The organism is Paenibacillus sp. FSL R10-2778 (genome assembly GCF_038593035.1).
Lineage (GTDB): Bacteria > Bacillota > Bacilli > Paenibacillales > Paenibacillaceae > Paenibacillus_AQ > Paenibacillus_AQ odorifer.
Map to the genome: position 1 here is coordinate 2292334 of NZ_CP151956.1, position 12325 is coordinate 2304658.

The 12325-nt window shown below is 42.8% G+C and carries 9 protein-coding genes; 6 read left to right on the plus strand and 3 right to left on the minus strand.

Features of this window, described 5'->3' with window-relative positions:
• Nucleotides 1-9: 9 nt before the first annotated feature.
• From NST40_RS09945 to NST40_RS09960, 4 genes are all read left to right on the plus strand, one after another.
• Nucleotides 10-1989: an ATP-dependent DNA helicase gene (locus NST40_RS09945; protein ID WP_076184363.1), complete on the plus strand. Its 1980-nt coding sequence runs from the start codon at nt 10-12 to the stop codon at nt 1987-1989.
• 218 nt (nt 1990-2207) lie between these two features.
• Nucleotides 2208-3251 (plus strand): YeiH family protein, encoded by a 1044-nt coding sequence (locus tag NST40_RS09950; protein ID WP_076184311.1) that lies wholly within the window; start codon nt 2208-2210, stop codon nt 3249-3251.
• Nucleotides 3252-3361: 110 nt separating this feature from the next.
• A complete protein-coding gene (locus tag NST40_RS09955) occupies nt 3362-4171 on the plus strand; it encodes a MerR family transcriptional regulator (RefSeq protein WP_076276391.1) in 810 nt (269 codons plus the stop codon).
• A gap of 200 nt (nt 4172-4371) precedes the next feature.
• Nucleotides 4372-6309: an FAD-dependent oxidoreductase gene (locus tag NST40_RS09960; protein WP_076276390.1), complete on the plus strand. Its 1938-nt coding sequence runs from the start codon at nt 4372-4374 to the stop codon at nt 6307-6309.
• Nucleotides 6310-6386: 77 nt separating this feature from the next.
• Here NST40_RS09960 and NST40_RS09965 read toward each other — a convergent pair whose 3' ends face one another.
• The gene (locus NST40_RS09965) at nt 6387-6803 is read right to left on the minus strand and encodes a helix-turn-helix domain-containing protein (protein WP_076184313.1); all 417 of its coding nucleotides are present in this window, start codon (nt 6801-6803) and stop codon (nt 6387-6389) included.
• A 135-nt stretch (nt 6804-6938) separates the two neighbouring features.
• Between NST40_RS09965 and NST40_RS09970 the strand changes: the two genes are divergently transcribed.
• Nucleotides 6939-7400, plus strand: a complete 462-nt coding sequence (locus tag NST40_RS09970; protein WP_076276389.1) for a DUF2798 domain-containing protein — start codon at nt 6939-6941, stop codon at nt 7398-7400.
• Nucleotides 7401-7514: 114 nt separating this feature from the next.
• Here NST40_RS09970 and NST40_RS09975 read toward each other — a convergent pair whose 3' ends face one another.
• Nucleotides 7515-8456: a MerR family transcriptional regulator gene (locus tag NST40_RS09975; protein ID WP_076276388.1), complete on the minus strand. Its 942-nt coding sequence runs from the start codon at nt 8454-8456 to the stop codon at nt 7515-7517.
• Between the two features lie 345 nt (nt 8457-8801).
• Here NST40_RS09975 and NST40_RS09980 point away from each other — a divergent pair, with 345 nt between their 5' ends.
• On the plus strand, nt 8802-10598 hold the full coding sequence (locus tag NST40_RS09980; RefSeq protein ID WP_342410643.1) for a methyl-accepting chemotaxis protein: 1797 nt from the start codon (nt 8802-8804) through the stop codon (nt 10596-10598).
• A gap of 572 nt (nt 10599-11170) precedes the next feature.
• On the opposite strand, the gene NST40_RS09985 is transcribed toward NST40_RS09980, so the two are convergent.
• Nucleotides 11171-12058, minus strand: coding sequence for an NAD-dependent epimerase/dehydratase family protein (locus tag NST40_RS09985; protein ID WP_342410644.1), 888 nt, complete (start codon nt 12056-12058; stop codon nt 11171-11173).
• Between the last annotated feature and the right edge of the window lie 267 nt (nt 12059-12325).

The window sequence follows — 12325 nt, forward strand, 5'->3', positions numbered from 1 at the left end:
ATGGTAGAGATGCCTGATCAAATATTGGAGGTAGGCTTGTTGGCGAAACAGTATCCTTTTGAATATGATCGGACCAAACCTTTTATGGAGCAAGTAGGGGAATGGGTCGGAGATGTATTCTATGAAATTCTTCCTGAGGCTGGATTTGAAGTACGTGATGAACAGATATATATGGCCTTTCAGGTAGAGCGGGCTTTTGCCGAGAAAAAGACGATTTTTGCTGAGGCAGGGGTCGGAACAGGCAAGACATTAGTGTATTTGTTGTATAGCATTTGTTACGCGCGTTATATGGGCAAACCTGCGATTATTGCATGTGCGGACGAGTCCTTGATTGAGCAGCTTGTGAAACCGGAAGGCGATATCGCCAAGCTTGCGAAGCATCTGAACATGAATATTGATGCCAGACTAGCGAAATCTCCGGATAAATATATGTGTCTGAAAAAGCTGGATCAGGCTCGGAACCATGATGATGAAAGCTTACCACTGGAGAGCTTGTACAGTACATTACCTGATTTTGTACATTCACATGCACCGATGCAGCAATTCCATGCTTATGGAGACCGCAGAGATTACCCTGATCTGAATGACGAACAATGGAACAAGATTAACTGGGATACGTTTCAGGACTGCTTTACTTGCGATATGCGTCACCGCTGCGGGCAGACCTTGTCCCGTGATCATTACCGGAAATCAAGTGATCTGATCATTTGTTCCCACGATTATTACATGGAGCATATTTGGACCTATGAAGCGCGTAAGCGGGAAGGGCAAATCCCTTTGCTTCCGGATCACTGTGCGGTTGTATTCGATGAAGGACATTTATTAGAATCAGCGGCCATGAAGGCGCTTGGCTATAAGATGAAGCATGTCGTCTTTGAAGAATTGATTTCTCGCCTGCTGCAGAATGAAATCCGTGAAACGCTGGCGGTTCTGATTGATGAAGCGATCATGCAAAGTGAGCAAATGTTCAAAGCGATTCGCCGTCAATGCCGAAACATACCGGGATCAGATCGGAAAAGCATTGCGCTGAATGCTTCATTGATTCGTGAGGTACACCGGATGCGGAGTGTAATTGCTGCTATCGAAGAAGAATTAGTATTCGAGAGCGGACTCTACACGATTGATGAATACCAACTGCGAATTGTGGAGGAACGTTTGGAGACCATAGAGATCGCTTTGCGATTGTTTGAGGATTCAGGGGCTCTAATCTGCTGGGCGACAGAAGAAAGCGATGGTCTAACGCTGTCGGTCATGCCACGAAATGTCAAAGAGGTACTTCAAGACAGCCTGTTCACGCAAAAAATGCCAATCGTATTCTCATCGGCTACATTGTCTGTGGATAAATCATTCCAATACTTGAAGGACAGTCTTGGGATACAAGATTTTTTATCCTTCTCTGTAGACTCACCTTATGACTATGAGCACCAGATGAATGTCTATGTGCCAGAGCTTCAGAGTGGGGATTTTGCTGAGAAAATGGAAATTTCCCTGAAGCTTATTCAGCGGACTGAAGGTAGAGCGCTGCTACTGTTCCGTACTCGTGAAGAGCTTCTGCAATTCAAGCAGCTTAACTCATTACGACCGGAAAGCAGTTCATATTCATTTTTATATGAAGGGGATCAAGAAATCAGCTATTTGATTTCGGCGTTCCAACGGGATGAGCATAGCGTGTTATGTGCGGTCACCTTATGGGAGGGGCTGGACATCCCTGGACCTTCATTATCTAATGTGATCATATGGTCGCTGCCGTATCCTCCGCTTGATCCAGTGTTTATGGCAAAACGGGCGGAAACCTCCACTCCCTTTGAAGATGTGGATTTGCCTTACATGCTGTTAAGACTCAAACAAGGGATGGGGCGGCTGATTCGAACCGGTACAGATCAGGGAATTGTAACTGTACTTGCGGAAGAGGAAGGGCAACATCCGGTACACGAATATATAACTTCTGTACTTCCAAAAGGGACTCGACTACAGAAGCTGGAAGCTTAAATATCACTAACGATTATAATTGCTCCTTTGGTGAGGCAGATGCTACGGCATTTATGTTTCACTCGAAGGAGCTTTTTTGTCTAAAATTAAGCATAAGTATTCCTAATCTTACGGATAGGATATTGGTATTTAACTTCCGGGCGGTGTCGTATTATTGTTGAGTCATGGGATGTATTTATACAGCATCATCTAGAGATTCATCAAGGAGTGTATACGACATGGGTCAATCAGAAGGTTTGTATCAACCAGATCACAACAAAAAGGTTGGGTTTGCATTAGGGATAGGGCTAACCTTAGTTATCGCATTATTGGCGAAATTTTTAGCGGGTTTTCCATTCCTATCTATTATGGGGCAATTGGTCATTGCCATCTTAATCGGGATTATTTGGCGAGCTACGATAGGGGTGCCAAATAGCATCACACATGGCACCGATTTTTCCAGTAAAAAACTGCTTCGTCTTGGGATTATCTTGCTCGGTATGCGGCTTAATCTAAAGGATATCGTTGCGGCAGGACCTCGGGTATTTCTTTTGGCAGTCATCGTCATTATATTTGCGATCTCCGTTGTATACGGACTGGCTCGACTGTTCAAAGTAGATAAGCGCCTCAGTATCTTAACTGCCTGCGGAACTGCGATTTGCGGTGCGGCAGCTGTGGTTGCCATCGCTCCACAGATAAAAGCCAAAGATGACGAAACTGCTATTGGTGCAGCTATAGTAGCTATATTAGGCACAATATTTACACTGCTGTACACATTTTTATATCCTTTTCTCGGCTTATCAGATTTAGGTTATGGGGTATTCTCAGGAGCGACTTTACATGAAATTGCTCACGTTATCGCGGCTGCGGATGCTGGTGGAAATGCTGCCGTTGATATGGCGGTCATCGTTAAATTGACCCGGGTGGCTTTACTTGTGCCGGTGGCTATTTTAATTGGGATTTGGTCCAATCGTGAAGAAAGAAAAGTGCAAGGTGGAGCGGCTAAAGCTTCGTGGAAAAGCATTCCAATCCCTTGGTTTATTCTAGGATTTTTAGTTGTCAGTGGTGTGAATTCGTTAGGAATCGTCTCCGCATCAGTAGCCAATGGGATCGTTACGATTGCTTATATGTTAATAGCTATGGCGATGGCAGGGCTTGGATTAAACGTTGATTTGGCGGCATTTAGACGGCTTGGAATGAAGTCTTTTGCAGCGGGACTTATAGGTTCGGTCATGTTATCTTTAGTTGGATTTATGTTAGTTCACTTACTTGCGCTAGCGTAGTTAGCATGTACACCCTGAGTATGAAATGAGTTACTTCATATCCAAACAGCATCCTTCTCTTTATCATTTAGTGTGGTAGGGTATGCATGAAATGAATGGAGGGACTTCAAGTGAAGTATTGCATAGGTGAATTTGCTTCCATTCTCGGGGTAACTGCGGATACGCTGAGATTATACGAGAAACATGATATTGTTAGGCCTACAAAAGATAACAGCAATAATTATAGATATTTTAATGATTTAGATGCAAGGGATCTGTTAATGAGCAGATGGTATCGCAGTATGGAAATTCCATTGCCCGAAGTGGCACTTCTGATGAAGGATTCCTCTATTGAGCAAGTTATGGGATTGATGCAGCAGTCTCAGCAGAGTTTAGAAGAAGAGATTAAGCAAAAGACGATGCTGCTAAACAAGATGAATGAAATTCATAAAGAGCTTAAGGAAATAGAGTCCTCATTATATATATGTAAACTTAAACAACTGCCAGGCATGTACAGGCTTAAGCAAACGGATAAAAATGCATTATTAAAAAATGATATCGTAAAAAGCCTCGTCAACACTTGGATGGATAGGCTTCCTTATGCGTTTTATTCTTTTAAGATTGAGGACGCGGGGGTGTTATCCGGTGATAATAACTTTGACTATAGCTGGGGGCTTACCTTACCCGAGGAGGAAGTGCAGAAATTTGCAATGGATATCGATGAATATGTAGAGTACATTAGCCCGAGTACTTGTATCTCTGCTATCATGTTATCTACGGATGGACATTATATCACGAAGAAATCTTTGCAGTTTATGATAGATTACATCGAAGCAAATGGTTATACCGTAGCGGGTGATGTGGTGGGTAAATTAATGCTTACTGAAAAAATAGAAGGCAATAACCGCTCATATTTGGAAGTGAATATTCCAATTGTATAAGTTTATTTTTATAAACACCTGCTCTAAGAGCGGGTGTTTTTTCTTTTTGGACAAGAATTGGACATTGACCTTGGTGCTGCACCAATGTTTATACTTCGGTATATAGCTTGGCAACGTTCGGTAGATATGTATAGATATTAATGTGAAAAATATCACGTTCTTGGCGAGCTATAAGATATTAGATACTGGGGGAGAAGAGAATGCGCAACAGAAATTTCACCAAGAAAATGCTCATGTTAACTTTTTGTATGGTGCTGATCGTTTCCATGCTGAGCGGATGCAAAGGAAATGGGGAGTCGGCAAATTCGTCATCATCATCTTTTAAAGCCGGTACATTCGCAGGGGAAGCGGAAGGCAAAGAGGGCGTGATTAAAGTAGAAGTCACTATGGATGAGCCAGATAAAATTAAAGATATTAAGATCGTAAGCCAGTCAGAAACGGGTGGGCTAGGCGATAATGCACTTGAAAAAATAAAAGATCAAATTCTGGAAGGACAAACCTTGGCAGTAGATGCTGTTAGTGGTGCGAGTCTTTCCAGTGAAGCAATGCTCGCGGCAGTTGAAGATGCCGTAACCAAAGGTGGAGGAAATCTGGAAGTCCTTAAAGCCGGTGGCGTGCAAAAAGCAGGTGAAGGTAAAACGGAAAAGCTTGAATCAGACGTAGTGGTAGTAGGTGCCGGTGCATCTGGTGTGTCCGCAGCGGTAACCGCTGCTGATAAAGGGGCCAAGGTTATTATTATCGAAAAAACAGGAGTTATCGGGGGAGCAAGTAATCTATCCTGGGCCGGTAAGTTCTATAATTCTTCCGCAGCTACTGACAATAATCTTAAAGTAAATGTGGAAAAAGAAATTGCCGATTGGATTGTCAACAATCACTGGAGAGTTGACGCTGCAGCGATTAGACAATACGTAACGAAATCCGGCGAAACTTATGATTGGTTAGCAGAAAAAGGGTATAAAACCAGCTTCCTAAACTTCTTCGGAGAGCAGCTGCATGTACTGCCAGCTTATGAAACCCGGGAAGAGACCCTTCGGAAAATGTTGGCTGAATCGGTTGAACAAAAGGGTGGACAAGTGATCACCGAAACCACTGCCAAAAAGCTGATTACCAATGAAGCAGGAGAAGTTACAGGTATTGTGGCTGAGAAATCGGACGGGACTACTCTTGAAATCACAGCAAAAAGTGTCGTAATGGCAACAGGTGGTTATGCTGCAAATTCGGAAATGGTTAAAGAAGCTTTTGGTTTTGAAGGGGTTAACGGAGGACTAGGTCAGAATGTTGGGGAAGGTCTGAAAATGGCTTGGGAAGCAGGAGCCAAGGTTCCTGATAACTTCGGTGGACAAATGCTGCACCAAACATTAGCCAGAGCAACACAAGGACTAAAAGCACAATATGAGCCTTTTGAAGCAAGTTATCCGCTGATGTTGACGTATCTGCCTAACTTCATGAATGTCGGTTCTTCCGGAGCACGTTTCAGAGATGAAGCAGCTACATTAACATCGGTCGCAGCAGCTAATACGAGTGCATTTAATGGTGCTTATCATATGGTTATCGTATCAAAATCTCAATTGGCTGCTCTTCAGTCCAAGGGGATGAAAGGTGTTAACGCACCCAGCCTGCCAGGAATGCCACCAGAATTTTATGCCGAATTTGCAGATCAATTCACGTTAGAGAATCCATGGGTAAATGCAGAAAAAGTCTTTGATTCTATGGTAGAAAACGGAGATGGCTTCAAAGGAAATACAATCGAAGAATTAGCAACAAATGCAGGTATGGATGTAGATGTGTTTGTAGAAAATTACAATAGTTATAAAGAAGCTACAAAAACTGGTGTGGATACTGAATTTGGTAAAGCTGCTGATTATTTAGAGCCAATGGGCGAAGAAGGACCGTATTATGCCATCGTCGCTGAAATCAACAACTTGGGTTCTGTAGGTGGCTTGCTGGTAAACACTCAGTTCCAAGTGCTAAATGATAAACGTACACCAGTAAAAGGATTGTTTGCTGTAGGGCTTGAATCGGAAGGCGTATTATTCAACGATACCTATGTGGGCAATGGGGTTGGTATTGGTTATTCCTTTACTTCAGGTCGTCTAGGTGGAGAGAGCGCGGCAAACAGTGCTTTGAAAGCTAATTAACGACAATTTCCCGGAAAATAATTCAATCTTTTTAAAGCCGCAGAGTAGACAGCTCTGCGGCTTTTTTTTGCTGGAGATTAGAGCCAATCTTCTTTTAGCAAAGATTTAAGAAGCTCTACATTTGTTACTCCCAGCTTGGCAGCGATCTGCTGCTCTAATTCAATTTTGGTGATCATCATTCTGTTATTGCATTCTATACCCTTCGGAGTGAGGACAATATTTTTGTCACGCTGATTTCCTTCGACTTCAACGGCTTGGACATAACCACGGGATAACATGCCTTGAATGCTTTTATGCGTGCCCTGTCTTGAAATATGAATTATTCTACTGATTTCTGAGATCGATAACATTTCTCGGGCCTCAAGAACTGCAAGAATGTGGGATTCGGTCTTATTGATTTGATCCGGGTCTTTGTCTGTCACTATTTTACGTAAAGCTAGATGCTTCTCACTGAGTAAATCAATCAGGTTCATTTTTTGCAGCTGCTTATTCATTAGAACACTCCTAAATGATGGCTCGTTTATCCCAGTATAAGTCATTTGCGATTATTGTCAACTTGGTTGACTTGATTTGAGAATTTGTGTTATTGTAATCCAAGTTGACAATATAGAGATAAAAGGAGCTTGAAGATGGGAAGAAACAAAAAAGAAGCATTTTTATTTACGTTCATCATGTGTTTTTTGATGGTACTGGGGATGAGTATTTACAATGTAGCACTAATGGAGGGTTGGTCAGGCACGTTAGTTAAGGGTGTGATCGTCGGCTACTTGCCTGCATTTATAGTTGCACTCATTCTAGATGTATTTGTTGTAGGCAAGGTTGCGAAGGGGATCGCGCATAAGCTGGTTAAAGAGAATGAGCCGATGATCAAAAAAATCATGTTCATATCCTTTTTTATGGTGACCGGAATGGTATTGTTCATGTCCTTCTATGGCGCAGTTCTCCATGTTGGATTTTCTGCTGAACTACCAAGAGCTTATCTGTCTGCCATAGGTAAAAATTTTATTTTTGCACTTCCACTGCAAATCATTTTAGTTGGGCCGCTTACACGATTTATTTTTGTGAAAATTACTCCAGCTGTGTCTGCGTAGGGAATAAATCAATAGAAGCAATATCAATATACAACAAAACGCTCTCCGTCTGCCCGAATAAGCAGAAGAGAGCGTTTTTTTTAGATGAGAAACGTTTATCTATGGCTCGCTCGTTTACGCAAGCGCGTGAACTCTCTTTTTTACAGGTTCGAGTAGATTTAGGGCATACTCATTTCCGCTACCTTTGGGACTATCGTTGCGGATATGCTCCTCCAGACATAATCTGGAATTGTGATCCGCTTGATAATCAGGATGATTATCAAGATATCCCATTAGGGCTTGCCATGAGCCGTAGATATCATCAGTGCTTTCTGTCAGAGCATAGAGGCCGCCGTCGAGCCGCATTTCCTTTAGATGAGCTGGTATCTTCACATTTTCCGGAATTGAGGCACAGAATCCATATCCGTAAGGTTTATTCTCACCACTTGGGTGCGGGTTCGTATTGCCGCCAAACAGCCGTGCAGTGCCTAATAGTTGACTAGCTTCCAGCCATTCATTAACTGGGATCATAGCTTCATCTTCTGGTGAGGTACTAACCGCAACATTGTAGGCAAATCTCATAGCTGGAAGAGTAACGAATCTTACATGAATAGGGGTAGAGTGATTAATAGTTGGCATAGATATAACCTCCTCAGTTTCAGTCATACCATCCGATGGACTGCATGACTTTTCGTTTAGTTCAGATAATAATTGATTTGTAATGGGTTCCTCGAGATGGGCGGATATCCACTGTAAAAAGAGATGGATTTCACCTTCTCTATTTGTTAGTTCTGTTTTTTGATTGTGAATAGAAGCCGCTTGCTGGCTGAGCGCTTCGTACATGGACTGAACGGACATATTTTTAAGCACGGTTCCAATATCCTTGATGCTAATATCCAGCTTTCTTAATAATGAGGTAACCCGAATGGCGAGTATTGCTTTCTCATCATAAATCCGCCAGCCAGAGCTGCTATCCCGCTTACTTTCAAACAATCCTTGAGCTTCCCAGTGACGCAGAGTCCGACTCGTCAGCCCGAATTGCGCAGAAAGCTTATCAATGGTAACAAATCCGCTCATAGACAACTCCCATTTCATAGTTTGATAAGGCGCCTTATGTGGATTATTTTAGCATTTAACGTTACGTCAATTGCAAGGAGAATTAATGATTGGGTATTCGAGATAATTTACATTTCTCATACAAAACATTGTCCAGTATTTAACGTCCAGCTTCTACAATCAAGATATTGGTAGAATGTACCTATTGCAATATGAGGCTTTATACGGAGGATGATATTGTTGAAAGCTAGGTCTATGCATCTAACTATGAAATGGAAGTTGATTTTGAGTTTTTCCGCCGTTGTTCTTTTCTTTTTGGGAGTAGCGTTTTATCAAAACCATAAAATCAGCCAAGTGGAGATTTCTATGGAAACGCAAAAAGCTGAGATGGAAAAACGAATTACCGTGTCTATAATTACGCAACTGCTGCAGGAAATGAATGCGGTAGAATCTTCGTTAGCGGGTTCGAGTGATTTGGAATTCGTCCAACCTTTTAAGGACAAGCAAACAAAGCTGACTAAAGAGTTGGCGACGGTGAATTTTGCGGCAGATTCGCCGGCATTTAAAGAGTTAGAACAATTACATAGTCAGATTGGGGAATATACGGGATATTTTGACGAATTGGTAAAGACCATAGAAGACGAGCAGCTTGATCCCATGAGTGTGCTGGAACAAATCGATGAATTACATACGAAGGCTACAGCGTTGAGTGAAGTCATGCTAGTGACTAATGAAAAGTTGTATACGGCAGCAGCAGAAAATGCAGAAAAAGCACAGGATTATTCTTTTGATCTGCTTAATCTGACCACCTCTATCGTTGCTTACGCAGCTGTGCTAGTGTTTATTTTCACATTAGTGATTGCGGTTATGCTCATACGTTCCTTCCTGAATCCTATTCATAAACTGCAAGTGGCTCTGCGAAAAATTGCCGAAGGAGATTTGCGTCAGCAGATTAATTCACCTTACAACGATGAGTTGGGCAGTTTGAGTCATCATTTTGATCATATGGTGGAGCGGGTCCGGGAAATGCTTCAGCATACCCAGTCAGTAGCCTCTTCGCTGGCAACTTATTCGCATTCTTTTCAAGAATCTTCATCTATAACGGCGCATACGAATCAAGATATCGTAAGCACTATACAGGAAATCTCGGTAGGCGCAGAACAGCAGGCAGGACAATCTGAGCAGAGCGCTGGCCTGATTCAGGAGCTGGAACGTGAAGTGAATGAGATCACGGAGTATACCGAGGTTATGCTGGCTACCAGTCAAACGGCTAATCACAATACTCGCAAAGGATCTGAATCCGTCATCGCCCTCCGGGAGGTGTCTGAGCATTCGCGAGAATCTGTTAATAAAGTATATCTGGCTTTAACCAAACTGAGTGATCAATCAAAGGACATCTCGCGCATCACTAAATCCATAACAGATATTTCTAATCAGACCAATATCCTCTCACTTAACGCAGCAATTGAAGCAGCCCGGGCAGGTGCCTACGGAAAAGGGTTCGCTGTCATCGCTGATGAAGTAAGACAATTATCTGTGCAGACCAAAGAGTCCTCCGTACATATCAGTCAGATTATTAGCGAGCTGCAATCCGGGATGGATGAATTTCAGCAATATATGCTGGTGACCAAAGGAAATCTTGAGGAACAGGATCATAAAGTGGCCGAAACGTTGTCCTCTTTTGTAGCGATTGATCAATCTATTGTGGAGATTAGTAAACAGATTGGGCAAATTCACGACAAAGTGGATATGACTCAGACTATGAACCGTAGACTCGCAGAGTCTGTGCATGCCGTCGCGGCCATCGCCGAGGAAACTGCGGCAGGGGTGCAAGAGGTGAACGCCTCCAGCGTACAGCAGGATCATGCTATCCGTGATATAGCCCGTCAAGCCATTGAGATTAATGAAATTTCGCAGAATTTATTTAAAGAAATCAACATTTTTAAGATTGATTCGGATGGGGACGATGGGGTCAGATATGAAGGTGACAGGGATACAAAGCATGCTGGTAATCCAGAAGCCGGGGACACATTAGGAGACGCATTAGGAGATGATACATTAGGTGCTGGTGATCCTCCAGATGATAGCGGTACTCCAAATGATGGTGGTACACCAAATGTAGACGGTTCTAAAGAGGGGTCTTATCTGACAATCTCTGCTTAGCTCAGCGGGAAATGGCATTCGTAGCGTAAGGTGGAATAGAGAGTAGAGAATAGAGAATAGAGAAGGGAGAAGGGAGAAGGGAGAAGGGAGAAGGGAGAAGGGAGAAGGGAGAAGGGAGAAGGGAGAAGGGAGAAGGGAGAAGGGAGAAGGGAGAAGGGAGAAGAGAGCAGGGAGTAGAGAGTAGTGAGTAGGGAGTAGGGAGTAGGGAGTAGAGTTTATAGAATAGAGTTTAGAGATGAGAGGCTAAAGTTTAGCGTTTAGTGAGGTTCTACCTGCCGTTTTGATTTTAAGTGTATTTTATACAACTAAAAAAGTTTGTATTTAGCTTGATTAGGGTTTAGTTGTATTTAGTGCAGTTATTTCGAGGTGAAATGACGATAATGGTGGTTTAGTGGGGATATAATTGCATGAAATACAACTAAAACCAGATGGGAGTACACATACCTGAAAATAGTTGTATAGAGTGCAATTAACTCAACGCATAATTGTGTTTGGTTACATGAAGAAGCTGGCTCATTCGTGGGAGTGTCCACGAATGAGCCAGCTTTTTATCGTAGTAACATAGTTAGTAATTAGTCCTCGTACGTTTGATTTAGGGAGCTAACTAACTCTGGGAGCCAGTCGCTTAGAGTGAGAAACTTGTATCCCTCCGATTGAGCTTTAGCTGTATCCATAAACCAGGATTGTGTGATCCCGAATGGAGAATTATGCGCATCCGCTGTTTCGCTTTGAATGACGGCTTGTTTTCCGGTCTCTTTTTCAATCAGCGAGATAAGGTCTTTAATACTAACGGTACCGTCTGAGCAAGCGTTGAGAGGACCCGTCACCATCGAGTTGCCGAGCCAATATAGAAAATCAGCAGCTTCGTCCGAACGGATAAAACAGATATTTGCATCTGGATTCGGAATCCCGATGGGCAGTTCGTTACGTACATGTTCAATATGAAAATGGAGTCTTCGTGTATAATCGTCAGTTCCCAGAACAATGGGAAAGCGGACAGCGGCTACCGGGAACGTAGCTTGTTGGATAAGGACAGCTTCCGCGAGTCTTTTCCCCTCCTGATAGGTGAAATCCTTTCGTCCTCCATAACGAATTGGGTACGTTTCAGGATCGAATATCTCTTCTGTCAGCGCTTGCTCACTGAAATCATAGACAGATAAACTTGAAGTCAGTATGTAACGCGTGGTTTTGCCGTCAAAAATACGGCGCGCCTGATCCGCTTCATCAGGTGAAAAACAAATATTATCGTAAACCACATCCCAACTCGTATCACCTAATGCTTGAGCGAAGGCCTCCGGTTGAGACCGATCTACCTGTATCCGGTGAACGAGATCGCCAAAAGGATCGCTTGTTTCCCCGCGCGTTAATATGGTGACTTCGTTCTTAGAATCCTCAAGCAGACGCTCGACCAAACGTTTCCCAAAAAAGCGTGTGCCGCCTAAAATAAGAATCTTCCTCATCAACCTCACTCCTTGATTGCTATTAATGGTTATTAAAACGACTGTTTATTGGTTTATATAAAGCTTCTGACTCATTGTAGATAAGCGGCGGGATCAGCCAGATCAGCAGCAATGTATTGAGTTTTGAGTGATACGAATTGGACTAAAGAGAAAGAGTTAGTTTGATTGTACTTCGTGCAATAGAATTCGTATTAGAGTGGAGAAAATTTGATCCTATTGCACTCTATACAATCAATGGATGAGCAAGTGGCATTAAACTAACTTTTC